This window comes from Rhizobium sp. SRI_017 (genome assembly GCF_057586295.1).
The window spans coordinates 192,575-217,166 of record NZ_JBYCZP010000005.1 but is presented as its reverse complement, the minus strand read 5'-3'; the positions used below and the strand labels follow the sequence as shown (position 1 = coordinate 217,166).

Annotated in this window: 17 protein-coding genes; 12 read left to right on the top strand and 5 right to left on the bottom strand. The window is 62.7% G+C overall.

The genetic code is table 11. The annotated features are described in order from the left end of the window. Window positions 1-30 precede the first annotated feature (30 nt). The 4 genes from glgB to AC2YI2_RS13740 are packed head-to-tail and all read left to right on the top strand — an operon-like array spanning window position 31 to window position 6,705. The gene (gene glgB / locus AC2YI2_RS13755; protein ID WP_487387041.1) at window positions 31-2,316 is read left to right on the top strand and encodes a 1,4-alpha-glucan branching protein GlgB; all 2,286 of its coding nucleotides are present in this window, start codon (window positions 31-33) and stop codon (window positions 2,314-2,316) included. 31 nt (window positions 2,317-2,347) lie between these two features. Then, window positions 2,348-3,610: a glucose-1-phosphate adenylyltransferase gene (gene glgC / locus AC2YI2_RS13750; protein WP_487387040.1), complete on the top strand. Its 1,263-nt coding sequence runs from the start codon at window positions 2,348-2,350 to the stop codon at window positions 3,608-3,610. 15 nt (window positions 3,611-3,625) lie between these two features. Beyond that, window positions 3,626-5,077, top strand: coding sequence for a glycogen synthase GlgA (gene glgA / locus AC2YI2_RS13745; RefSeq protein ID WP_487387039.1), 1,452 nt, complete (start codon window positions 3,626-3,628; stop codon window positions 5,075-5,077). Continuing rightward, entirely contained in the window at window positions 5,074-6,705 is a 1,632-nt protein-coding gene (locus AC2YI2_RS13740) for an alpha-D-glucose phosphate-specific phosphoglucomutase (protein ID WP_487387038.1), read from the top strand. The genes glgA and AC2YI2_RS13740 overlap by 4 nt, the downstream gene beginning before the upstream one ends. Window positions 6,706-6,890: 185 nt before the next feature. Here AC2YI2_RS13740 and AC2YI2_RS13735 read toward each other — a convergent pair whose 3' ends face one another. Continuing rightward, the gene (locus AC2YI2_RS13735; RefSeq protein WP_487387037.1) at window positions 6,891-7,853 is read right to left on the bottom strand and encodes a flagellin N-terminal helical domain-containing protein; all 963 of its coding nucleotides are present in this window, start codon (window positions 7,851-7,853) and stop codon (window positions 6,891-6,893) included. Between the two features lie 328 nt (window positions 7,854-8,181). Between AC2YI2_RS13735 and AC2YI2_RS13730 the strand changes: the two genes are divergently transcribed. The 6 genes from AC2YI2_RS13730 to AC2YI2_RS13705 all read left to right on the top strand — a co-directional run bounded on the left by AC2YI2_RS13730 (window position 8,182) and on the right by AC2YI2_RS13705 (window position 17,597). Then, window positions 8,182-8,922, top strand: coding sequence for a metallophosphoesterase family protein (locus AC2YI2_RS13730; RefSeq protein ID WP_487387036.1), 741 nt, complete (start codon window positions 8,182-8,184; stop codon window positions 8,920-8,922). Next, window positions 8,923-10,341, top strand: a complete 1,419-nt coding sequence (locus tag AC2YI2_RS13725) for a protein kinase domain-containing protein (protein WP_487387035.1) — start codon at window positions 8,923-8,925, stop codon at window positions 10,339-10,341. Window positions 10,342-10,450: 109 nt separating this feature from the next. Then, complete coding sequence (locus AC2YI2_RS13720) at window positions 10,451-11,251, top strand: GGDEF domain-containing protein (protein ID WP_487387034.1); 801 nt, start codon at window positions 10,451-10,453, stop codon at window positions 11,249-11,251. A gap of 512 nt (window positions 11,252-11,763) precedes the next feature. Continuing rightward, entirely contained in the window at window positions 11,764-13,554 is a 1,791-nt protein-coding gene (locus AC2YI2_RS13715; RefSeq protein ID WP_487387033.1) for a methyl-accepting chemotaxis protein, read from the top strand. Window positions 13,555-14,459: 905 nt separating this feature from the next. Then, entirely contained in the window at window positions 14,460-16,406 is a 1,947-nt protein-coding gene (glgX, locus tag AC2YI2_RS13710; RefSeq protein WP_487387032.1) for a glycogen debranching protein GlgX, read from the top strand. Between the two features lie 114 nt (window positions 16,407-16,520). Then, window positions 16,521-17,597 carry a DUF2332 domain-containing protein gene (locus AC2YI2_RS13705; RefSeq protein WP_487387031.1) on the top strand — a complete coding sequence of 359 codons (1,077 nt, stop codon included), beginning with the start codon at window positions 16,521-16,523 and terminating at the stop codon, window positions 17,595-17,597. Window positions 17,598-17,934: 337 nt separating this feature from the next. On the opposite strand, the gene AC2YI2_RS13700 is transcribed toward AC2YI2_RS13705, so the two are convergent. The 4 genes from AC2YI2_RS13700 to AC2YI2_RS13685 are packed head-to-tail and all read right to left on the bottom strand — an operon-like array spanning window position 17,935 to window position 23,055. Beyond that, window positions 17,935-18,486 (bottom strand): sarcosine oxidase subunit gamma, encoded by a 552-nt coding sequence (locus tag AC2YI2_RS13700; protein WP_487387030.1) that lies wholly within the window; start codon window positions 18,484-18,486, stop codon window positions 17,935-17,937. Next, the gene (locus AC2YI2_RS13695) at window positions 18,479-21,475 is read right to left on the bottom strand and encodes a sarcosine oxidase subunit alpha (protein WP_487387029.1); all 2,997 of its coding nucleotides are present in this window, start codon (window positions 21,473-21,475) and stop codon (window positions 18,479-18,481) included. The genes AC2YI2_RS13700 and AC2YI2_RS13695 overlap by 8 nt, the downstream gene beginning before the upstream one ends. Next, the gene (locus AC2YI2_RS13690; RefSeq protein ID WP_487387028.1) at window positions 21,472-21,786 is read right to left on the bottom strand and encodes a sarcosine oxidase subunit delta; all 315 of its coding nucleotides are present in this window, start codon (window positions 21,784-21,786) and stop codon (window positions 21,472-21,474) included. Before AC2YI2_RS13690 ends, AC2YI2_RS13695 begins: the two co-directional genes overlap by 4 nt. Before the next feature lie 15 nt (window positions 21,787-21,801). After that, window positions 21,802-23,055 (bottom strand): sarcosine oxidase subunit beta family protein, encoded by a 1,254-nt coding sequence (locus AC2YI2_RS13685; protein WP_487387027.1) that lies wholly within the window; start codon window positions 23,053-23,055, stop codon window positions 21,802-21,804. 291 nt (window positions 23,056-23,346) lie between these two features. Here AC2YI2_RS13685 and rpsU point away from each other — a divergent pair, with 291 nt between their 5' ends. Next, the gene (rpsU, locus tag AC2YI2_RS13680; protein WP_093003918.1) at window positions 23,347-23,577 is read left to right on the top strand and encodes a 30S ribosomal protein S21; all 231 of its coding nucleotides are present in this window, start codon (window positions 23,347-23,349) and stop codon (window positions 23,575-23,577) included. Window positions 23,578-23,702: 125 nt separating this feature from the next. Beyond that, window positions 23,703-24,578 (top strand): tetratricopeptide repeat protein, encoded by an 876-nt coding sequence (locus AC2YI2_RS13675; protein WP_487387247.1) that lies wholly within the window; start codon window positions 23,703-23,705, stop codon window positions 24,576-24,578. Window positions 24,579-24,592 lie beyond the last annotated feature (14 nt).

Genomic DNA, 24,592 nt, shown 5'->3' with positions numbered 1-24,592 from the left:
TCAAATAAAAGCCTGACGGGAGGGGACGCGATGGACAAGCCGGCAAAGAAGAAGGACGAGGCAAAAGCCTCCGAGGCTGAGAAGTCGGCGAAGACCGGCGAGGCCGAAGCCAAGCGCGACAAGAAGTCGAAGGAGGCACCCGACTTCCGCATCTTCAACGAGGAGATCGCGGCTGTTGTCGCCGGCGTCCACGCCAATCCCTTTGCCGTGCTCGGCATGCACGAATTCGGCAAGCAGTTCGTCGCCCGCACCTTCATTCCCGATGCCGAGCAGGTGACCGCTTATACGCTTTCGGGCGAGGACGTCGGCTCGCTGCCGCGTCGCCATGATGCCGGCTTCTTCGAGGGCGAGGTCTCCGTCAAGAAGCGCCAGCCGCTCAAGTACAAGGCGCGCAATGCGGGCGGTGAATGGGAAATCGTCGATCCCTATTCCTTCGGCCCGGTCCTCGGTCCGATGGACGATTACTATCTTCGCGAAGGTTCGCATCTTCGCATGTTCGACAGGATGGGCGCCCATCCCCTCCATCACGAGGGCGCTGACGGCTTCCACTTCGCCGTCTGGGCCCCGAATGCCGCCCGCGTTTCCATTGTCGGCGGTTTCAACAACTGGGACGGCCGCCGCCATGTGATGCGGCTCCGGTCCGACACTGGCGTCTGGGAAATCTTCCTGCCCGGCATCCATGGCGGCGAGCCCTACAAATACGAGATCCTGTCCCGCGACGGCACGCTGCAGCCGTTGAAGGCCGACCCCTTCGCCCGGCGCTCCGAACTGAGGCCCAAGACGGCCTCGATGACGACGCCGGAGATCGATCAGGTCTGGGACGACAAGGCCCACCGCGACTGGTGGTGCAATGTCGATGCCCGCCGCGTGCCGATCTCGATCTACGAGGTTCACCCCGGATCCTGGATGCGCGGAGAGGGCAATGAGATGCTCTCGTGGGATGAAATGGGCGACCGGCTGATCCCCTATGCCGTCGAGATGGGCTTCACCCATATCGAATTCATGCCGATCACCGAGCATCCCTACGACCCGTCCTGGGGCTACCAGACCACGGGCCTCTTTGCGCCGACTGCCCGATTTGGCGAACCGGAAGCCTTTTCCCGCTTCGTCAACGGCGCCCACAAGGCCGGTATCTCGATCCTGCTCGACTGGGTGCCCGCGCATTTCCCGACCGACGAGCATGGTCTCCGCCGTTTCGACGGCACCTCGCTCTACGAACACGCGGATCCGCGCCAGGGCTTCCATCCCGACTGGAACACCGCGATCTACAATTTCGGCCGCAGCGAGGTCAAAAGCTTCATCATCAATTCGGCCCTCTACTGGGCGGAGAAATTCCACTGCGACGGCATCAGGGTCGACGCCGTCGCCTCGATGCTCTACCTCGACTATTCCCGCAAGGAAGGCGAGTGGATCCCCAACAAATATGGTGGCCGCGAGAATCTCGAGGCGATCGAGTTCCTGCAGGACATGAACCGCCATCTCTATGGTTCGCATCCCGGCATCATGACCATCGCCGAGGAATCCACCTCCTGGCCCAAGGTCTCGGCACCCGTCCACGACGGCGGCCTGGGCTTCGGCTTCAAGTGGAACATGGGCTTCATGCACGATACGCTGCAGTATTTCGCGCGCGAGCCGATCCACCGCAAGCACCATCACAACGACCTGACCTTCGGCCTGCTCTACGCCTTCTCGGAAAATTTCGTCCTGCCGCTGAGCCATGACGAGGTGGTCCACGGCAAGGGCTCGCTGATCGCCAAGATGGCCGGTGACGACTGGCAGAAGTTTGCCAATCTCCGGGCCTACTATGCCTTCATGTGGGGCTACCCCGGCAAGAAGCTGCTGTTCATGGGCCAGGAATTCGCCCAATGGGCCGAATGGTCGGAGGCGCGCTCGCTCGACTGGCACCTGCTCGACTTTCCCAATCACGCCGGCATGAAGTCGCTTGTGCGGGACCTCAACCATCTCTATCGCGACAAGCCCGCACTGCACGCGCGCGACTGCGAGGGCGAGGGCTTCGAATGGCTGATCGCCGATGACCACCAGAATTCGGTCTATGCCTGGCTGCGCAAGGCGCCGGGCGAGAGGCCGGTCGCCGTCATCTGCAATTTCACGCCTGTCCCGCGCGAACACTATTCCGTGCCGATGCCATCGGAGGGCCGTTGGCGCGAAATCATGAATACCGATGCGAGCCACTATGGAGGATCCGGCAAGGGGAACGCCGGGGAGGTAAGCGCGCATCGGGAAGCAAGCGGCCGGATCTCGGCCGTCGTGCAACTTCCGCCACTGGCAACCATCTGGCTCGAGTTGGCGGACTAACTTGTAACCGGTATCACTGGGAGGACTAGACATGACAGAAAAGAGAATCCAGCCACTGGCCCGTGACGCCATGGCCTATGTTCTCGCCGGGGGCCGCGGCAGCCGGCTCAAGGAACTGACCGACCGGCGCGCCAAGCCTGCGGTCTATTTTGGCGGCAAGACACGCATCATCGATTTCGCTCTGTCCAACGCGCTCAATTCCGGTATCCGCCGCATCGGCGTCGCCACGCAATACAAGGCGCACTCCCTGATCCGCCACCTCCAGCGCGGCTGGGACTTCTTCCGCCCCGAGCGCAACGAGAGCTTCGATATCCTGCCCGCCTCCCAGCGCGTCTCCGAAACCCAATGGTATGAAGGCACCGCCGACGCTGTCTATCAGAACATCGACATCATCGAGCCCTATAACCCGCAATACATGGTCATCCTAGCCGGCGACCACATCTACAAGATGGACTACGAACTGATGCTGCGCCAGCACGTCAATTCCGGCGCCGATGTCACTATCGGCTGCCTGGAAGTGCCGCGCATGGAGGCCGTCGGCTTCGGCGTCATGCATGTCGACAAGACCGACACCATCATCGATTTCGTAGAGAAGCCTGCCGATCCGCCCGGCATCCCCGGCAACGAATCCATGGCGCTTGCCTCCATGGGTATCTATGTCTTCCACACCAAGTTCCTGCTCGACCTGCTGAAAGCCGATGCGGCCGATCCGAACTCGTCCAAGGATTTCGGCAAGGACCTGATTCCGCACATCGTCAAGAATGGCAAGGCCGTCGCTCACCGCTTCAACGAGAGCTGCGTTCGCGCCGAGATGGAAACCCAGGCCTATTGGCGCGACGTCGGAACCGTCGACGCCTATTGGCAGGCCAATATCGACCTGACCGACATCGTCCCGGAGCTCGACCTCTACGACAGCGAATGGCCGATCTGGACCTATTCGGAACTGACCCCGCCAGCCAAGTTCGTTCATGACGAGCCCGGTCGCCGCGGCTCGGCCGTGTCCTCGCTGGTCTCGGGCAATTGCATTGTCTCTGGCGCCGCGCTCAACCGGACGCTGCTGTTCACCGGCTGCCGGGTCAATTCCTACTCGCATCTCGATCATGCCGTCGTTCTGCCGGAGGTGACGGTCCACCGTCGCGCGCGGCTCAAGAATGTCGTCGTCGATCGCGGCGTCATCATTCCGGAAGGGCTCGTCGTCGGCGAGGATCCGGAACTCGACGCTAAGCGCTTCCGCCGCACCGAAAGCGGGATTTGCCTGATCACCCAGACGATGATCGACAAACTGGGCATGTGAGCGGAGCATCGTGCCATGAAGATCCTTTCCGTCGCGTCGGAAGTCTTTCCGTTGATCAAGACCGGCGGCCTGGCCGACGTGGCCGGCGCACTGCCGCTCGCGCTCGCCCCGCTCGGGATCTCCATGCGCACGATCATGCCGGGCTATCCGGTCGTGCTCAAGAAGGTCGGAAAGACCAAGGCGATTGCCGATTTTCCAGATCTGCTCGGCAAGCCGGCCCGGCTGCTCTATGCCGAACATGCCGGCCTCGAGCTCTATATCCTCGACAGCCCCGAGCTCTATGATCGCGAAGGCGGCCCCTATGTCGACACGGAAGGCAAGGACTATATCGACAACTGGCAGCGCTTTGCGGCGCTGTCGCGCGCCGCGGTCGACATCGCCAATGGCATAGACCCCGGCTGGGCGCCTGACATCGTCCACGGCCACGACTGGCAGGCTGGCCTTGTGCCGCTCTATCTCAAATATTCCGAGGTCGGCCCGCATACGCCCTCGGTGCTGACCATCCACAACATCGCCTTCCAGGGCCAGTTCTCGGCGCAGATTTTTCCCGCGCTCGACCTGCCGCTCGCGGCCTACACCGTCGATGGCGCCGAATATTACGGTGATGTCGGCTTTCTCAAGGGCGGGCTCCGCACCGCATGGGCGATCACGACCGTCAGCCCGACCTATGCCGAGGAAATTCTCGAGCCCCAGTTCGGCATGGGTCTCGAAGGCCTGATCGGCGAGCGCGTCCATGATCTCATCGGCATCGTCAACGGCATCGACGACGACGTCTGGAACCCGGAGAAGGACAAGCATATCGCCGCCAACTATAACGGCGTCAACCTCGGCCGCCGCGCCGAGAACCGGGCGGCACTGGAGAAGCGTTTTGGCCTCGCCGCCACGGACGGCCCGATCTTCTGCGTCGTTTCGCGGCTGACCTGGCAGAAAGGCATCGATCTGGTCATCGAGGCCGCAGACGAGATCGTCGCCCACGGCGGCAAACTCGTCGTGCTCGGCTCCGGCGATCCCGTATTGGAGGAAGGCATGCGGGCAGCGACGGCGAAGCATCCCGGCCGCGTTGCCGTGGCGTTCGGTTACGACGAACCGCTCTCGCATCTCATGCAGGCAGGCGCCGATGCCATCCTCATCCCCTCGCGCTTCGAGCCCTGCGGTCTGACCCAGCTCTATGGCCTGCGCTATGGCTGTGTCCCGATCGTCGGCCGCACCGGTGGCCTGTCGGATACCATCATCGATGCCAACGGCGCAGCGCTCGCTGCCAAGGTCGCGACCGGTATCCAGTTTTCGCCGATTGACAAGCACGGCTTCGGCCAGGCGTTGCGTCGCGCCTTCCGCCTTTTTGAGGACAAGCCCACTTGGCAATCGCTGCAGAAGGCGGCAATGAAGTCCGACGTCTCCTGGCAATCCAGCGCCAGTCAGTATGCGTCGCTCTACAAGACACTCATCAACAGGGTAGCCGTGCCATGATCAACACCGTCCCGACCACCCCCTATTCCGACCAGAAGCCGGGCACATCGGGCCTGCGTAAGAAAGTCCCGCATTTCCAGCAGAAGAACTATGCAGAGAACTTCATCCAGTCGATCTTCGATTCCCTCGAAGGCTTCGTCGGCCAGACCCTGGTGATCGGCGGCGACGGCCGCTACTACAATCGCGAGGTCATCCAGATCGCGATCAAGATGGCGGCGGCAAACGGTTTCGGCAAGGTCATGGTCGGCCGCGGCGGCATCCTGTCGACGCCGGCCGCTTCCAACATCATCCGTAAATACAAGGCTTTCGGCGGCATCGTGCTGTCGGCGTCGCACAATCCCGGCGGCCCGACCGAGGATTTCGGCATCAAGTACAATGCCTCGAACGGCGGTCCAGCACCGGAGAAGATCACCGACGCAATCTTCGCCCGCTCCAAGGTCATCGACAAATACCTGATCTCGGACGCGGCCGATATCGATCTCGACGTGCCCGGCCTCAAGCAGGTCGAAAACATGGAGGTCAATGTCATCGACCCCGTCGAGGACTATGCGGCTTTGATGGAAACGCTCTTCGATTTCCCGGCGATCCGCGCCAAGATCCAGGGCGGCTTCCGCGTCGTCTTCGACGCGATGAGCGCAGTGACCGGCCCCTATGCCAAGGAGATTCTCGAAAACCGCCTCGGCGCGCCCAAGGGTTCGGTCCTCAATTTCATCCCGCTGCCCGATTTCGGCGGCCACCATCCGGACCCGAACCTCGTCCATGCCAAGGACCTGTACGATCTGATGATGTCAGGCGATGGCGCCCCCGATTTCGGCGCCGCCTCCGACGGAGACGGCGACCGCAACCTGATCATCGGCAAGGGCATCTTCGTCACGCCGTCCGACAGTGTCGCCATGCTCGCCGCCAATGCCCATCTCGCGCCGGGCTATGCCAGTGGCCTCGCCGGCATCGCCCGATCCATGCCGACCTCCGGCGCCGCAGACCGCGTCGCCGAAAAGCTCGGCATCGGCATCTACGAAACGCCGACCGGCTGGAAGTTCTTCGGCAACCTGCTCGACGAGGGCATGGCGACGATCTGCGGCGAGGAAAGCGCCGGCACCGGCTCCAACCACGTCCGCGAGAAGGACGGCCTGTGGGCGGTCCTGCTCTGGCTCAACATCCTCGCCGTCCGCAACGAGAGCGTGAAGGACATCGTCACCAAGCACTGGGCCGCCTTCGGCCGCAATTACTATTCCCGCCACGACTATGAGGAGGTCGCGACCGACGCCGCCAATGGCTTGGTCGACAACCTCCGCGCCCAGCTCGCCACCCTCCCCGGCAAGAGCTTCGGTGCGCTGAAGGTCCGCGAGGCCGACGACTTCGCCTATCACGACCCGGTCGACGGCTCGATCTCGAAGAACCAGGGCATCCGCATTCTCTTCGAAGGCGGCTCCCGTGTCGTCTTCCGCCTCTCCGGCACCGGCACGTCGGGCGCCACGCTGCGCGTTTATATCGAGCGCTACGAGCCCGACGCCTCACGCCATGACATGGAGACGCAGGAAGCATTGGCCGATCTGATCGCGGTGGCGGATGAGATCGCGGGGATCAAGAGCCGGACGGGACGCAACGAGCCAAGCGTGATCACCTGACTGCGGTTTTCGGCCCTTTCTTTCCGGCCGAAGCGATGGACGGCCGATATCGCTCACGCAGGCTCGTCCGAATTTCTCGGCCCATGCGAGAACTATCCGACGCGCGCAAAGGTCACGACACGTCGTGTAGCATCACAGGACGGCCGGAGGTACCAGCCGCCCCCGGCCTGAGCCCTGAACGTCGCTTAGCGGAAGAGCTGGAGGACGTTTTCGGAATTCGAGTTTGCGATCGACAGCGATTGGATGCCGAGCTGCTGCTGTGTCTGCAGAGCCTTGAGCTTGGTCGACTCCTCGTTCATGTCGGCATCGACGAGGCGGCCAACGCCCTTGTCGATCACGTCCATGAGGTCGGCAACGAAATCGTTCTGCAAATCGAGGCGCATATTGGTCGAGCCGAGCGTCGCCGCAGTGTCGGTCAGGGTGCTCAGCATGGATTCGATGGCCGAGATCATGCCATCGACGTCGGTGTTGGTCGTCGCCGCAGAGAGCGCGATTTCCGTGCCGGAAGCGCTGGTGGTTGAGCTTGCATCCACCAGGAAGTAGGTGGCGGTGGTCGTGCCGGTGCCGACGGGAACTGTGACGGCTACGTCCTGGGTCAGCTTGCCGTTGGCCGCGTTATTGGTGTCGACGAGCGTCGAACTCGACGTGTCGAAAGTCAGCAGGCCGACCGACACCGTGTTGTCGGAGGCACGGTTGAAAGAACCGACCATTTCGACGTTGCCATTGGCCGTCGAGTCGTCATTGTAGAGCCAGTTCTGGCCGGAGAACGAAGCCGACTCGGAGATCGAGACCAGCTGGCTCTTGAGTTCGGTCAGCTCCGAATTGATTTTGAGCTTGTCGACACCCGGTTCGCGGGCGGCAACCAGCTTGGCCTTGATTTCGGTGACGACGTCGATCGCCGAATTCAGGCCGGTATAGGCGGTGTCCGTCTTGGCGGCACCGAAAGCCAGTGCATCCTGAACGGTCGAGAGCGCCTTGTTGTCCGAACGCATGGTGGTCGCTATCGACCAGTAAGCGGCGTTGTCAGAGGCCGTTTCGACGCGGTAGCCCGAAGACACGTGGCTCTGTGTTTCCTCCATGTTCGAATTGATCGAACGGAGGGTGTCGAGAGCCGCCATTGCGGCGGCATTGGTGATGATACTCGTCATTTGCAGACACCTCTCAGCATGAATCAGAGCGATGGACTGCAGATTTCTGCACCGTCACCGGAAATTCATGCACCAAATTGAAAATTTTCCGTCTTCCTGACGGTTCCTCCCATCATTACGCGCGTCTTGGTTAACAAATCTCGAAGAGCCGCTAAATTTCGCCCTAGGTTGTATACCGGGCGTTAATAAACCAAGCCGCGCATGATTGAATCTGCCTGAAAACAGGCACGCGCCATGGGCTCTCGAAGCCCGCTCGACCTCATACCTCCGGCGAATGGCGCTCACCGCCCGGGATTGCTAGAGTAGGTCAAGGAGGAACCCCCGAACCGTGCTGATCGCCATCCTTTCCGACATCCATGCCAACCGCGAGGCCTTCGAGACCTGCCTCGATGCCGTGGCCGGCCATGGCGCCGACCGTCTCGTCCTGCTCGGCGACATCGTCGGCTACGGCGCCGATCCCGAATGGTGCCTCGACAAGGCCCGCCGCCTGATCGAGGACGGCGCGATCGCGGTTCGGGGCAACCATGACGACGCCGCAGCCAAGTCGACGCAGTCGATGACGTCAAATGCCCGTATCGCCATCGAATGGACCCGCAACCGCCTCGACGCTGACGCCCGCGCCTTCCTGGGCGCGCTTCCGATGCGCGTCGACGACGAAGACCGGCTCTATGTCCATGCCGAAGCCAGCGCACCTTCCGACTGGCGCTATGTGCTCGACACCGATGATGCCAAGCGCCATCTCTCCGCGTGCGATGCCCGGGTCAGCTTCTGCGGTCACACCCACCGTCCGGCGCTCCATTGTCTTTCGACGTTGGCCCGCGTCACCTCCTTCACACCGAATGGATCGGATACGATACCCCTCGTTGCCCAGCGCCAATGGCTCGCCGTGATGGGCGCCGTCGGCCAGCCGCGCGATGGCAATCCAGCTGCAGCCTATGGACTTTACGACACCGAAAGCCGCGAAATCCGCTTCTGCCGCATCGCCTACGATGTCGATACGGCCGCGCGGAAGGTGGTCGCCGCCGGCCTGCCCGAAGCGCTCGCCACGCGCCTTTACCGAGGACACTGAATGGCCAGATCGTCGCTCAAGACGGGGAATGTGATCGACGGCTTCGTCATCGGCGACCTCATGCACAATGGCGGCATGGCCCGCCTCTGGAGCGTTACCAGGGCCCCCATCGATTTTCCGCTCCTCATGAAAGTGCCGCTTATCGGTGAGGGCGACGACCCCGCCGCGATCGTTTCCTTCGAGATGGAGCAGATGATCCTGCCGAAGCTCTCCGGTCCGCATGTGCCGCGCTTCGTCGCCAATGGCGATTTCGCCACCCAGCCCTATATCGTCATGGAACGCATCGATGGCGCCTCGCTCTATCCCTGGCTCGACACCCTGCCGCGCACCGACGCGGACGTCGCCACGCTCGGCAGCAAGATCGCCGATGCGCTCGACGCGATCCACCGCCAGAGCGTCGTCCATCTCGACCTGAAACCCTCCAACATCATGTTCCGGCCGACGGGCGAGGCAGTGCTGATCGATTATGGCCTCGCCTGCCACATCCACCTGCCGGACCTGATGGCCGAGGAATTCCGCCTGCCCTATGGCACGGCCCCCTATATGGCGCCCGAACAGGTCATCGGCCGCCGCACCGATTTCCGCAGCGATCTCTTCGCGCTCGGCGTGCTGATGTATTTCTTCGCCACCGGCACCCGCCCCTTTGGCGATCCGCAGCGGCTGAGCGGCTTGCGCAAGCGCCTGTGGCGTGATCCCTGGCCGCCCCGCGCGCTGCGCCCCGACATGTCTCCGGCGCTGCAGGAGGTCATCCTTCGCTGCCTGGAGGTCAAGCCCGACTGGCGCTACCAGACCGCGGCGCAAATCGCCAACGACCTCCGCGATCTCTCCCAGGTCAAACTCACCGCCCGTTCGGAGCGTCTCAAGCGTGATCCCTGGACCGAGGTCATCCGTCGCCGCTTCAATCCCGAACCGCTCGGCGTCCACAAGCCTGCCGTCGTTTCCGGCCAATATGCCGAAGCGCCGATCGTCCTCGTCGCGATCGACCTCGACCAGATCACACCGGAGCTCGCGACAGCCCTTCGCCTCACCACCCAGCGTATCGTCGAGACATCGGCACAGGCCCGCATTGCCTGCCTCAATATCCAGAGGATCAACCGCATCAATCTCGACACCTCGCTCGATGAGCAAGGCCACAACAAGCATGTCGCCCGCCTCGTCCAGCTCAAGGGCTGGGCGCAGCCGATCGGCGGTGCCGAAGGCGCCATCACCTACCATGTCGTCGAGGCCGTCGACCCTGCCGATGCGATCCTCGAATTCGCCCGCGCCAACAAGGTCGATCATATCGTCATGGGCGCGCGCCAATCCTCGGCCATCCGCTCGCTGATCGGCAGCGTCGCGGGTGAAGTTGCCGCCCACGCTCCCTGCACGGTCACGGTCGTGCGCAAACGCTACACGGCACCGCCGCCAGGTTCGGTCTAAATCGGCAAATCAAAGTTAAGCGGACAATTGATCTGAAGATGGCGCATGGATTTATGAATTGTTAGAGCTATCATTATATTGATCGACTGACCAACGAGCAGGATCGACCATGCCGAGACCCGCGCGCCGACTGTCGAAGCCCGCATTTCCCTCTATTGAGACACCGCAAGATACAGGCGGTGAAGTCGTCTTTGACACCGCCGTCGTCGTGCGCGCACTTGACCGGTTGATCACGGGTCGCCTTCAGGATCTTGAGACCCTGCACCACATCGCCACTAAGATGAACACGCCGGAAAATACGGCCCTTCATAACCAATTGCTGGCGCTGGCCCGCTCAGCCCGCACAGCCTTCGACGATCTTCAGCAGAGCCGCGCAACACTCGTCGGGCTGCACAAGCAGGCCTCCGGCGGCGAGGTCGTGGCCTCGGTCGATGCTCGGACGAACCTGCCCAACGGGAGGGCGTTCTCCACTCGCCTGTCGGAATCACTCAGGCGTCTCGAACCCGCTCATACCCTGTCGCTGGTCCTGATCGAGGTCGGCGCCCTGCAACTCCTCGCCAATGAAGTCGGCGGAGCCGTCGCCAACCGCGTCGTCAGGCGCCTGGCAACGATCCTTCGGCGCACCGTCAAGCGCAGCGATTTCATCGCCCGCATCGGCCCGCAGCATTTCGCGCTGATCTTCGAGGATATCCTGCCCGACAAGGCCGTGAATATCGCGCTTCGCCTCCACGGCGCCATCGAAACAAAACTGTCGCCGAAAGGCGATCCATTGGCCGGGCTGCTCTCGGTCAATATGGGCATTGCCGGCGCTGCCGGCCCCGGCCTGTCGGCCGACGACCTGCTGCAACGGGCCCACGACGCCGTCATCGAGGCGCGCAAGGAAGGCCGTCCGGCAATCTACGTGGCTTGAGCGCCAACCACCGCTCCAACGTCCAACCCGATCATGACTGTGATTGAATCGTAGCCACGACTCGCGGCCGATGACGGCCGTGTGGCAACACGTCCTTAACCGCATCAGAATTGTGATTGAACAGTTCATCAGCAATTCTGAATTGCAGGATCTCCCAGATAATCCTGCAAAATATCAAGTATATTATACTTAACTAATCCTCAATAATAGGCGAATAAACTTATCATCCGGAATGCGTAAGACGCCTAATGTAGATAGTGTGCGGCCTCAAAGCATACATCTGTATTAAGCCATTATGTATTGTGCAAAGGCCGCATGCTTATGCGCGGCTGCAAGACGAGAACTATCGCTCTCTCCGGAAGAGTCCGGAGAAGCTGTCCATCTCTGATTGTACCAAGTGTGTGTCGCACGACTGCAGGAAGTGAATGCCTCTTGCCAGTCGGCAACGGTGCTCGTCGGAGACCAAGATCGACAGGAGGTTTGAAGACCACGGTTACAAAGGAACAATATCAATGACTATGCCATCTTTCCTGTCCCGCGACAGCGATGCGATCCTTGCGGCGATGGACAAATCTCAGGCCATCATCGAATTCTCGCTCGACGGAAAAGTCTTGAAGGCGAATGATAACTTCTGTGCCGCCCTCGGCTATGAGCGGAAGGAGATCGTTGGTCAGCATCACAGGATGTTCGTGGACCCAACCGAGGCCGCATCGCCGGCCTATGCCGAATTCTGGCGAAACCTCGCTGCAGGCAAGTTCGACCAGCGCCAGTATAAGCGAATCGCCAAGGGCGGCCGCGAAGTCTGGATCGAGGCGTCCTACAACCCCATTTTCAGGGGCGGCAAGCCATACAAGGTGGTCAAATTCGCGACCGATGTCACCGCCACAAAACTCCGCGCCGCCGAAGATGCCGGTAAGCTCGAGGCCCTCTCGCGCGCTCAGGCGATCATCGAGTTCACGCCGGCGGGCGAAATTCTCACCGCCAACAGGAACTTCCTGTCGACGCTCGGCTATGAGCTCGCGGAAATCGTTGGCAAGCATCATTCCATGTTCTGCGATCCCGATTACACGCGCAGCAGCGAGTATCAGGACTTCTGGGCCAAGCTCCGAAGCGGCGAATTCGCCGCCTCGGAATTCAAGCGCATCGGCAAAAGTGGAAAGGTCGTCTACATCCAGGCGTCTTACAATCCGATCTTCGATCCCAATGGCCGCATCTTCAAGGTGGTGAAGTTCGCGACCGACGTGACCGACCGCGTCAACAACGTAACCGAGCTCGCCACCGGCCTGCAGAAACTCTCCGCCGGCAACCTGACACAGACACTGTCCCACGCCTTCACGCCGGCGCTCGAACAGCTTCGGTCGGACTATAACAACGCTGTCGACAAGCTCCAGTCGGCCATGCGCACCGTCGGCGAGAATGCTCAGGCCATTGCCGCTGGTTCTAACCAGGTCCGTTCGGCCGCCGACGATCTTTCCAAGCGAACCGAACAGCAGGCAGCCTCCGTCGAGCAGACGGCCGCTGCCCTCGAAGAGATCACGACGACGGTTGCCAATTCCTCGGCCAAGGCCGAAGAATCTGGCAAGCTGGTCGCCGAAACCCGCCAGAACGCTATTGCATCGGGCGAAGTGGTGCAAAAGACGATCGTCGCCATGGGCGAGATCGAGAAGTCGTCGACCGAAATCTCCAGCATCATCGGGGTGATCGACGAGATCGCCTTCCAGACCAACCTGCTCGCGCTCAATGCCGGCGTCGAGGCCGCGCGCGCCGGCGAAGCCGGCAAGGGTTTTGCCGTCGTCGCCCAGGAGGTCCGCGAACTTGCCCAGCGCTCCGCCAAGGCCGCCAAGGAGATCAAGGCGCTCATCAACACATCGGGCGATCAGGTCAAGAACGGCGTCGTCCTTGTCGGTCAGACGGGCGAGGCGCTGCAGAAAATCGTCGGCCAGGTGCAGACCATCGACACCAACATCCAGGCCATCGTCCAGTCCTCGCGCGAACAGGCGACCGGCCTGAAGGAAGTCAACAGCGCCGTCGCAATCATGGATCAGGGCACCCAGCAGAATGCCGCCATGGTCGAGGAATCCACGGCTGCCAGCCACAGCCTGGCCAAGGAGGCCGAAGCCCTGTTCACCCTGCTCGGCACCTTCGAGATCGGCGGCACCCGCTCCGCATCCCCAGGCCGGCACGAGCCGTCCGCCGCTCAGGCGCCATCGCCGGTCCACAAGCTCACCAACCGCATCGAAAAGGCCCTGCCCAGGAAGGTCGCCGGTGGCGGTAGCAGCAGCGCGAACTGGGAAGAATTCTGATCGTTGCCGATCATCGAAAGGCCCGGTTCGCCGGGCCTTTTTGCATATGACGGAACGCAGGGGAGCCTGGGGCGCGACGCTCTCGACCTCGCTTTTGGCGAGGCGTTGCCGCGAGTCTACCTCTCCCCTTGTGGGAGAGGATAGCAAGTCCGAACGAGACGAAGTCGAGTTCTGGACGCGCTTGATGAGGGGTGATAAATTCTCCCAAAATTTCCGCGCATTCACCAGCAAAAACAATCCACTAACCTCGATTTTCCACGGGGTTCGAAGCCATGCGAGAATCACTCCGTCCCGCATCGGCTACAACGCATGGCGATGCGTCGAGGCGGGGCCGGTGTTGCTGGTGTGGAGAGACGACGCAAAGCTCCATGCCAGGGCCTGTCGCAGAAAATGGTTCTCCTCAGGCCTGAAAAAGGGCCTGGCGTGCCTGTGAGGCATAGGAGGCATTCGAATGCCAGCCGGGGGTGACGGACCGGCACTTCCGGACTGCCAGCGATGGAGGACGGAAGAACATCGTGGGCGTGGAGGCCAAGGCTACCTCGGCTTCCGCCACCCCGGGGCATTCGGTGACGCAGAGGGACCGGAGTTGCGCGGGAAAAACCACCGAACGGGGCACGGAAGCGGGCCTTATCGGCTGCCGCGAGGCAGTCATACCTAACGTGGCACGGTTTCGTGCCCCGGCCGACATCCTTTGCGAAAGCGGGGGAATCGGGAGACGTGCATGGTCAAACCACGGGGCGGAACCGCCCGCGTGAACGAGGAGGTGTGTCTTGGAAGAATGACGGACGACCGGTTTGGCGAAAAGAAAGCAAACCAACTCCGTCACCAACTATTCGCTTTCATCCCCCGACGAATTCATTAAGAATCGTCCCAATCAAGCTGACCCGTCCGAGAGTGACCGTTCCATGGCCAAACCCGGCATCGTTCTCACGCCGCAAGGTGTCGAATTCTCCGTCTTCTCCCGCAATGCCAGCAAGATCGAGCTCTGCCTCTTCGCCGATCGCGGCGGCCATGAGATCGGCCGGCTGCCGATGGAGCGGCATGAAGACGACATCTGGCGCCTCACCGTCCGCGGCGCCCATGCCGGCATGCATTACGGCTACCGCGCCCATGGCGTCTATGCGCCGGAACACGGCCTGTGGTTCGATCCGTCGAAGCTGCTCGTCGACCCCTATGCCGTGATTCTCGATCGCCCGTTCACCTTCTCGCCTGATCTTTCGGTCTACGGCACCGACACAGAGGCTATCGTTCCCCGTTCGATCATAACGGCGCCCGAGCCCGTCGCCCCCCAGCCACCACGTTTCAGCCAGGGCGGCCTGATCTACGAGGTGAATGTCCGCGCCTATACCATGCTGCATCCCGACATTCCGGAGAACGAGCGTGGTACGATCAAGGCGCTCGCCCATCCCGCCATTGTCGCCCATCTCAAGCGGATCGGCGTATCGGCGATCGAGCTGATGCCGATCACCGCCTGGATCGATGAGCGCCATCTTGGGGCCCTCGGCCTTCGCAACAGCTGGGGCTACAATCCGGTCGCGTTGATGGCGCTCGAGCCGCGCCTCTGCCCCGGCGGCATCGAGGAACTCCGGGACACCGTTGCGGCACTCCATGCCGAGAATATCGGCGTGATCCTCGATCTCGTCTTCAACCATACCGGCGAAAGCGACCAGCTCGGTCCGACCGTCTCGATGCGCGGCCTCGACAGCCTCGCCTATTACCGCTCGCCGGAGGGCCATCCCGGCCTGCTCGTCAACGACACCGGCACCGGCAACACGATTGCCTGCGATCAGCCCGTCGTGCGCGACCTCGTGCTCGACACGCTCCGCCATTTCGTCACCCATGCCGGCATCGATGGCTTCCGCTTCGATCTTGCGCCGATCATGTTCCGCGACATGTCGGGTTTCCGCTCCGACGCGGCAACCCTTGGCGAAATGCTGGCCGATCCCATTCTCGCCGATCGCGTCCTGATCGCCGAACCCTGGGACATCGGTCCCGGCGGATACCAGCTCGGCAATTTCCCCGAGCCCTTCCTCGAATGGAACGACTGGGCGCGCGACACGCTGCGGATGTTCTGGCGCGGCGATGGCCGCAAGCTCGGTGACATCGCCACCGTGCTCGCTGGCTCGTCCAACATATTTGAGCGCAACGGCGCGGGCCGCACCCGGACGGTCAATTTCATTTGCGCCCATGATGGCTTCACACTGCGCGATCTCGTCTCCTTCGAGGAGAAACACAACGATCTCAACGGCGAGTACAATCGCGACGGCCACAACGAAAACTATTCCTGGAACAATGGCGTCGAAGGCGACACGACCGATATCGTCACCCAGAACCGCCGCATTGCCGACGTGAAGGCCCTGCTCGCAACACTGTTCGCCACCCGCGGCACGATCATGCTCACCGCAGGCGACGAACTCGGCCGCACCCAGAAGGGCAACAACAACGCCTATGCGCAGGACAACGAACTGACCTGGCTCGACTGGCCGCATGCCGACGCCGAACTGATCTCCCATGCCGCCGCGCTTTCGGCGATGCGCAGCCGCTTCACGGTTTTCTCCGAAACACATTTCTTCGGCATCGGCAGCGACGAGGTCGAGTGGTTCAGCGTGCGCGGCGAGCCGATGGAAATCCCCGACTGGGAAGACCCGTCGGGCGGCACGCTCGCCATGCTGCTCAAGACCACGGATCGTGAAACAGGTGGCCCCGCCCGGCTTGCCGTCGCCTTCAACCGCACCGACGAACAGCGCCGCTTCGCGCTGCCAGGTGGCGCCAAGACCTGGAAAACGCTCGTCGGCAGCGGCCTCACCGTCGAGCCGCGCTCCGTCGCTATCTTCTGCGCAGCCGGCAGCTGACGAAGGCAGACGGCGCATGATCGTTTCGGCACCAAATCTGATCCGCCGTGCCATAGACGCTGTGGCCGCCGCCACAAAGACTGCTGCCTCGAAAGCATCGCAGCGAGGCGCCCCATGACATCTGATTCACCGGTTCCCGAAACCACCATGCCGGAAAAGATCCGAAACGCCTTCCTCCGGCAGGCCGCGGCCTGCGAGGCGCTCGGTTCGCCTTTCACCGCCCGTCTCAGCCGCCTGTTCGCCGACCGCCTCGGGCCGGGCGGTCCGGTGACCGACCGCATCCTGCAATGGCCGGGCGATCCTTCGCCGATGGCCGATTCCGTGCCTCTCCGCATTGCAGGCTCGCTGCATGCACTGGTCCTCGAAGGTCGCGACAAGAATTTGAAGGCAGCTTATCCGCCGAACGAGGTGGACGGCGACAAACTCTGGTCCGCCGTGAAAAGGGCGATGTCCGACCACGCCGCCTTCATCCTCGACCGCCTGGCCTCATCCCCGCAGACCAATGAGGTCCGCCGCTCGGGTGCCCTGCTCCCAGGCTTCCTGCTGATCGGCGAGATGACAGGCAAGCCACTCGTCCTCTCCGAAGTCGGCGCCAGTGCCGGCCTCAATCTGCAATGGGATCGCTACCGCTACGACCTCGGCGGCCGCGCATGCGGCGCCAGCAATTCCCCGGTCCTGATCGCACCGGAATGGCGCGGCCAGCCCGCCCCGTCGGGCAGCGCCACCGTCGCCGCCCGCTCCGGCTGCGACCTCAATCCGGTCCACGCATCAGATCCCGCCCATCGCCTCCGCATGCTCTCCTACATCTGGGCCGACCAGACCGACCGCCTGCAGCGCACCGCAGCCGCCCTCGACATCGCGGCCCGGGAAGGCCTGAAGGTCGAGCAAGCCGACGCCGTCGACTGGCTCGCCAACCGTCTCGCCGACCGTCACCCCGGCGCCGTCCACGTCGTCTACCACACGATCGCCTGGCAATACCTGCCCCGCCCGCTCCGCGAAAAGGGCGAAGCCCTTATCGCCGAAGCGGGCGCTCGCGCCACTCCGGACGCCCCTCTCGCTCGCGTCGCCCTCGAAGCCGACGACCAGCCCGACGGCGCCTCCCTCACCCTCGAGATTTGGCCGTCAGGTGAGAAAAAAGAAATCGGCCGCGGAGATTTCCACGGCCGATGGGTCGATTGGCGGGGATGGTAGCAGATCGGCGGCCTTCGAAAGGCCGGTCTCTTCACATCCCCGGTCTCTTGGCCCGTGCTAGAATCGAGCGGTGTGAAATGGGGACCGTTTTCGTTTGCTAGAGTTGGAAGTTCGCAGGGTCGCGGCGCGCGTCCCAAATCCTCAGAACAGCGATGCGATCGTCCATCGCGCGATAGACCATGATGAACGGTCTTCGCGCTCGGCGACCGCCTCGAGCCGCTGTTTCAGTTCCGGCGACAATCTCACGGAAAATGGGCTGCTGGCCATAACGAAAAGACCCAGTGCTACATCTCACTACAATGTAGCACTGGGTCCGACATTTTCAAAACCGAAGGCCTCAATACACCGCGTCGTGCGCACCTTCCGCCAGCATGCCGAAGCAGTAATCGGCGAAAGAGCGCCAGCTTTCGACCCGATAAGTGTCCTCGCTTTCGCGATGGAGCACGATCTCCATCTTGCCGAACACCGTGCGGGTGCAGGCGCCGACGGGGAAGGATGCTTCCGTCAGGTCGTGCGGGCAGGCGGAGTTGACCGTCACCCGTGCGCCCGGGCCGGAGACCAGGATGCCGATATTGCGGTGGGAGACGTCGACCGCCGAGTGGAACACGCCGGATTTGCCGGCGAGTGCCACGAAATCGGTACCATCAGGTCCAATCAGGAACCATTCGTCCGGGCCGAGCCACATCGCGGTGATGCCGCTGCCCGTCGCCGAAGTCTTGGGCTTCGTCGGCAATTCCACCCCGAGCGCGGCAGACAGGGCGGCGACGGCATCTGGATAGGCGCGGAGCGAGGCGCGGGCCGCGTTCGGCGCCGGCGTCAGCCGGGCCGCGGAGGAGCCGCCATGGAAACCATCGAGCGCGGAGCGGCGCATGCTATTGAGCTCAGCCATTGATGCGGCCTCCTTCCTTGTCATAGAACACGGCGTCGCAGACCTCGACCGGGATCACGCGATCGGCCATCGGCACGTAGAGCGTCTGACCCATCTTTGCCCGGCCGCCGGCGACCAGCGCCATGGCGATCGACCGGCCGCAATTCTCGGACCAGTAGGACGAGGTGACGTGGCCGAGCATCTTCATCGGCACCGGCTGGTTCGGGTCGGCGACGATCTGCGCGCCTTCCTCCAGCACTTCCTTCGGATCCTTGGTCTTGAGGCCAACGAGTTGCTTGCGGCCTTCGGCCACGAGATCGGGACGCCTGAGGCCGCGGATACCGACGAAGTCGGTCTTCTTCTTGCCGACGGCCCAGCCGAGGCCGGCATCATCAGGCGTCACGGTGCCGTCGGTGTCCTGGCCGACGATGATGTAGCCCTTCTCGGCGCGCAGCACGTGCATCGCCTCGGTGCCATAGGCGCAGGCGCCGAGCGGTTCTGCACGAGCCCAGATCGCTTCCCACACGGCCTGGCCGTAGTCGGCCGGGACATTGACTTCGTAGCCGAGTTCACCGGCAAAAGTCATGCGGAACAGGCGGGTCGGAACGCCGGCGATCTTGCCTTCGACGACGCTCATATGCGGGAAGGCCTCGTTCGTCACATCGATGCCCTCGAGCAGAGGCTCGATGATCTCCCGCGCCTTCGGACCCTGCACCGCGATGACCGCCCACTGTTCGGTGGTCGAGGTCAGGAACACCTTGAAATGCGGGAATTCGGTCTGGAGATAGTCTTCCATATGCTGCATGACGCGCGGCGCACCGCCGGTCGTGGTGGTGATATGGAAGCGATCCTCGGCAAGGCGGCCGACGACACCGTCGTCATAGACGTAGCCGTCTTCGCGCAGCATGATGCCGTAGCGGCAGCGACCGGGCTTCAGCGTTTCCCAGCTGTTGGTGTACATGATGTTCATGAACTTGGCCGCATCGGGGCCGACGACCTCGATCTTGCCCAGCGTCGAGGCATCGAACAGGCCGGCCACGTTACGGACCGTCTTGCACTCGCGGTTGACCGCCTGGTGCATGTCCTCGCCCGCCCTCGGGTAGAACCAGGCGCGCTTCCAGATACCGACATCTTCGAAGACGGCGCCGTGGTCTTCTTCCCACTTGTGCATTGGCGTCTTGCGTGCCGGGTCGAACAACGGACCGCGGGCATGGTTGACGATCGCGCCGAAGGTGACCGGCGTGTAGGGAGCACGGAAGGTGGTGAGGCCGACTTCCGGGATCGGCTTGCCGAGCGCCTCGGCAGCGATGGCGAGGCCATGAATATTGGACGTCTTGCCCTGATCCGTCGCCATGCCATTGGTGGTGAAGCGCTTGATATGCTCGATCGAATGCATGCCTTCGCGGACTGCGAGGCGAATGTCCTTGGCGCAGACATCGTGCTGGAAATCGACGAAAGCCTTGGCCATCGAATTCTCTGGGCCGGCGCCATCGGCGGAACCCGCCATCCCGCCGCTCCAGTCGAAGGTCTGCGTGGCCGTGATCGACACATTCGAGGCGCCGGTCGCGCCGACAGCCTGGGCCAGCAACTGGCCGGCGCCGAGCGCCTCTTCGATCGAGGCCGCGATCGAACCGGTGCCATTGCAGGCCCCGACCGAGAGGCAATCCTGGGCATAGGTGCCGGGCAGGAAGCGCTGATTGTCGGCATCGAAGGCAAGCTTGCCGCGCGATTGCGAGAAGAGATGCACCGAGGGCGTCCAGCCCGCGGACATGATCAGCGCGTCGACCGCGATCTTCTCGCCACTCCGCATGCCGCGGCGCGCCACGGTCATGGAGGAGACGCGCAGCTTGCCACCAGTCTTGAGCACGGAAGAGCCGACCTGGACGGTGATCCCGAGGTCGCGGGCCTTCTTCAGCACCGCCTCGCCCGGTTTGTCGCGCGTATCGACGATCACGGGGATCTGGATGCCGGCAGACTTGAGGTCGAAGGCGGCTTCATAGGCCGAGTCATGCGACGTGTAGACACCGACCTTGGCGCCGACGGCGACACCATAATGGTTGAGATAGGTGCGGGCTGCCGAGGCGAGCATGATGCCCGGCCGGTCGTTGCCGTCGAACACCATGTGGCGTTCGATCGCGCCGGTGGCGAGGATCACCCGCTTGGCACGGACCTGCCAGAGGCGCTCGCGCGGCAGGGCCTTATCGGGGCTAGCGACGTGATCTGTGACGCGCTCGACCAGACCGATGAAGTTCTGCGCATAATAGCCGAACACCGTCGTACGGGTCAGCACGGTGACACCAGGCATAGCCGCGAGCTTCGCCGTCATGGCCTGCGCCCAGGCAAAGCCGTCCTGGCCATCGATCTGGACGCCCGAGTCGAAATGCAGCGAGCCACCCAGCGCCGGGCGCTCGTCGGCGAGGATGACCGATGCCCCTGTCTCGGCGGCAGCAAGCGCCGCAGCGATACCGGCCGCACCACCACCCGCGATCAGCACGTCGCAATGGCCGAAGCGGCTGGCATAGTGATCCGGATCGGCTTCCTTCGGCGCGACGCCGAGACCGGCGGCAGCACGGATACGCGGCTCGTAGATCGCCTTCCAGGCAGCTTTCGGCCACATGAAGGTCTTGTAGTAGAAGCCCGCCGCAAAGAACGGCGAGAACAGATTGTTGATCGCGCCGACATCGAAGGCGAGCGACGGCCAGCGGTTCTGCGACTGGACCTTGATCCCATCATAGACTTCCTGCATCGGGCCGCGCACGTTGGGCGTCGAGCGACCGGCGTCGCGGGAAATGTCGAACAGCGCGTTCGGCTCTTCCGGACCAGCCGTCAGGATGCCGCGGGCGCGGTGATACTTGAACGAGCGGGCAGCGAGATGGATGCCGTTGGCGAGCAGCGCGGAGGCGACGGAGTCGCCCTCCAGCGCATTGAGCTGGGTGCCGTCGAAGGTCATGCGCGCGGTCTTGGCGGGCGTCAGGCGGCCCTTGCCGGCGATACGGTTGGCTCCGCTCATTTTGCGCCTCCTGCCATGCGGGCTTCGATGGTCGCCTGGTCAGGCTTCGGCTCATCCTGGCGATATGTCATCACGAACTTGTCGGTGACGGTGTGACGGACCGCGCGGAAGAACTTGCCGCAGCCCGAAACATGCCGCCAGCGCTCGAAGACGAGGCCCTTCGGATTGTCGCGCAAGAAGAAATAGTTCTCGAACTCCGCATCCGAGATCTCGGTGATGTTCTCAGGACGAAGAATGTGCGCCTCGTCGCCGTTGCGGAACTCAAGTTCCGCCCGGTCTTCCTGGCAATAGGGGCAATGGATGAGAAGCATGGTGATCCCTATCGGTTAGTGCGCGACAGCGGCGGCGGCCGCTTCGTCGATCAGTCGACCGTTGCGGAAGCGCTCGAGATTGAACGGCGCGTTGATCGGATGCGGTTCGTCGCGGGCGATGGTGTGGGCAAACACATGAGCCGAGCCCGGCGTCGCCTTGAAGCCACCCGTACCCCAGCCGCAGTTCACATAGAGGCCCTTGACCGGGGTCTTCGACAGGATCGGCGAACGGTCCGGCGTCACGTCGACGATGCCGCCCCAGGAGCGCATCATCTTCATGCGGGTGAAAACAGGGAACATCTCGCAGATCGCATCAAGCGTGTGGTTGATGATGTGGAGGCCCCCAGTCTGCGAATAGGACGCATACTGGTCGGTGCCGGCACCGATGACGAGTTCGCCCTTGTCGGACTGCGAGATATAGGCATGCACCGTGTTGGACATGACCACGCAGGGGAAGATCGGCTTGATCGGCTCGGAGACCAGGGCCTGCAGCGGGTAGGAGACGAGCGGCAGCTTGAGCCCGGCCATTTCCATCACCACCGACGTATGGCCTGCAGCCACGACGCCGACCTTCTTGGCGCCGATATAGCCTCTCGAGGTCTCGACACCCTGCACGGCGCCATCCGGGCCGCGGCGAATGCCGGTGACTTCGCAATTCTGGATGACATGGACGCCGCGATCGGATGCGCCGCGGGCGTAGCCCCAGGCGACCGCATCATGGCGGGCCGTGCCGCCCTTCCGCTGCAGCGTGGCACCCACGACCGGGTAGCGTGCCGTGCGGGAAATATTGAGCGGCGGGCAGTATTCCTTGGCTTCCTCGGGCGTCAGCCACTCGTTCTCGACGCCGTTCAGGCGGTTGGAATGGACATGGCGCTTCAGCACCTGCACGTCATGGACGTTGTGCGCCAGCATCATCACGCCGCGCGGCGAATACATGACATTGTAGTTGAAGTCCTGCGAGAGATTGTCCCAGAGCTTCAGCGCGTGGTTATAAAGCGCCGCACTTTCGTCATAGAGGTAGTTGGAACGAATGATGGTGGTGTTGCGGCCGGTATTGCCGCCGCCCAGCCAGCCCTTTTCGATCACGGCGATATTGGTGATGCCGTGTTCCTTGGCGAGGTAATAGGCCGTGCCGAGGCCATGGCCGCCGGCGCCGATGATGACGACGTCGTATTCAGACTTGGGCTCGGGCGAGGCCCAGTGCTTGTCCCAGCCGCTGTGGCCTCTCAAGGCTTCACGGGCGATGGCGAAGGCCGAGTATTTGCGCATCCGGGGGAAACTCCATGTCGTGGCGGCCGCTTGTTCTGGTGCAGGAGATCGCAAAAAACCAGGCGGCACAACGTTTCTTTTGCGACGCCTGACGGTGCGGACCCGCCAGCGGCCCGACGCCGTGCAAAGCTGGATTTTTCGCGCCTGCTCATGGACAGGGTCTGGACTTCCGCCGGCACTTCTGATATTCGCAACGACCAATCGCTGGGCACACGCCCGGCGAAGTTGTTTTTGGCAGTTTCCTGGGCCGCGACTTGGGAAGCGAAACTCGAGATAAGGAACGGGATTCACGTGCAGGTTTTGGTTCGCGACAACAATGTTGATCAGGCTCTCCGCGCTCTTAAGAAAAAGATGCAGCGCGAAGGAATTTTCCGCGAAATGAAGATGCGCGACTACTACGAGAAACCGTCCCAGAAGCGCGCCCGCGAAAAGGCCGAAGCTGTTCGTCGCGTCCGCAAACTGGCCCGCAAGCGCATGCAGCGCGAAGGCCTCCTGCCCTCGACTCCTCGTCCGGCTCGGTGATCTGCCGTCCTTTTGACGAAATATGATGCATGTGTCGGCGGGGGCGAAGAAAGTTCGCCACCGCCTTTTTGTTGCTTGACCCGGAGCTCAGGGGCTCCCCGGAAGTTGAAGAAAACATGACCGACATGACAGCCGCCTGCGTGATCGCTTCTGGGCCGCGCGCGAAGACGCCTTCGCAGCTCCTTGGAATAGTGCTCCTGGCTGGTGCGATGGGCATGGGTCTTGCCGCCTGCGGCACGACCGATACGACGGACACGATCCGGATCAACAAGGAACAGGGCACGGAAGAGAACATCTCGTCGCTGACGACGGTGATCAGTGCCAACCCGTCCGATCCGGAGGGTTACAATACCCGCGGCTCGGCCTATGGCCGCGCCGGTCAGTTCTCGGACGCGCTCGACGATTTCAATCGCGCGCTCGAACTCAATCCGCGCTTCTACCAGGCCTATGCGAACCGGGCCCTGATCTACCGCAACCAGGGCAAGGCCGAGCTCGCGCTCGCCGACTACAACACGGCGCTGAAGCTTTCCCCGCGTTACGACGTCGCCTTCATCGGCCGCGGCAACATCTATCGCCAGGCCGGCCAGCTCGATGCCGCGATGAACGACTACAACCGCGCCATCGGCCTCGATACGACTGATCCGCGCGCCTATCACAATCGCGGCCTGATCTACCAGCTGCGCGGCAACCACGCCAAGGCGATCGAGGACTTCTCGACGGCGATCTCGCTGTCGCCGAACTCCGCCGAACCCTATAACGGCCGCGGCATCTCCTACGTCGCGCTCAATGACGACGACAATGCCTTTGCGGACTTCAACACCGCCATCGCGCTCGACGGCAAGCTCGCCGAGTCCTGGGCCAACCAGGCGCTGGTCTATGAGCGCAAGGGCGACATGAAGCGGGCTTACAAGTCCTACAGCTTCGCGGTGCGGCTCGATCCGAAATATCAGCTTGCCAAGGACGGCATGGCGCGCACCCGCGGTGCGGTCCCCGCAAACTAAATCTTTGTCTCGGA

What these genes read in the sequence shown, in the direction of transcription:
- AC2YI2_RS13725 (WP_487387035.1), top strand. Translation starts at nt 8,923, where the DNA reads ATGGCCAGATCGTCGCTCAAGACGGGGAATGTGATCGACGGCTTCGTC.
- AC2YI2_RS13695 (WP_487387029.1), bottom strand. Translation starts at nt 21,475, where the DNA reads ATGAGCGGAGCCAACCGTATCGCCGGCAAGGGCCGCCTGACGCCCGCC.
- AC2YI2_RS13735 (WP_487387037.1), bottom strand. Translation starts at nt 7,853, where the DNA reads ATGACGAGTATCATCACCAATGCCGCCGCAATGGCGGCTCTCGACACC.
- glgB (WP_487387041.1), top strand. Translation starts at nt 31, where the DNA reads ATGGACAAGCCGGCAAAGAAGAAGGACGAGGCAAAAGCCTCCGAGGCT.
- AC2YI2_RS13705 (WP_487387031.1), top strand. Translation starts at nt 16,521, where the DNA reads ATGACATCTGATTCACCGGTTCCCGAAACCACCATGCCGGAAAAGATC.
- AC2YI2_RS13720 (WP_487387034.1), top strand. Translation starts at nt 10,451, where the DNA reads ATGCCGAGACCCGCGCGCCGACTGTCGAAGCCCGCATTTCCCTCTATT.
- glgA (WP_487387039.1), top strand. Translation starts at nt 3,626, where the DNA reads ATGAAGATCCTTTCCGTCGCGTCGGAAGTCTTTCCGTTGATCAAGACC.
- AC2YI2_RS13715 (WP_487387033.1), top strand. Translation starts at nt 11,764, where the DNA reads ATGACTATGCCATCTTTCCTGTCCCGCGACAGCGATGCGATCCTTGCG.
- AC2YI2_RS13675 (WP_487387247.1), top strand. Translation starts at nt 23,703, where the DNA reads ATGACAGCCGCCTGCGTGATCGCTTCTGGGCCGCGCGCGAAGACGCCT.
- glgX (WP_487387032.1), top strand. Translation starts at nt 14,460, where the DNA reads ATGGCCAAACCCGGCATCGTTCTCACGCCGCAAGGTGTCGAATTCTCC.
- glgC (WP_487387040.1), top strand. Translation starts at nt 2,348, where the DNA reads ATGACAGAAAAGAGAATCCAGCCACTGGCCCGTGACGCCATGGCCTAT.
- AC2YI2_RS13690 (WP_487387028.1), bottom strand. Translation starts at nt 21,786, where the DNA reads ATGCTTCTCATCCATTGCCCCTATTGCCAGGAAGACCGGGCGGAACTT.
- AC2YI2_RS13700 (WP_487387030.1), bottom strand. Translation starts at nt 18,486, where the DNA reads ATGGCTGAGCTCAATAGCATGCGCCGCTCCGCGCTCGATGGTTTCCAT.
- AC2YI2_RS13740 (WP_487387038.1), top strand. Translation starts at nt 5,074, where the DNA reads ATGATCAACACCGTCCCGACCACCCCCTATTCCGACCAGAAGCCGGGC.
- AC2YI2_RS13685 (WP_487387027.1), bottom strand. Translation starts at nt 23,055, where the DNA reads ATGCGCAAATACTCGGCCTTCGCCATCGCCCGTGAAGCCTTGAGAGGC.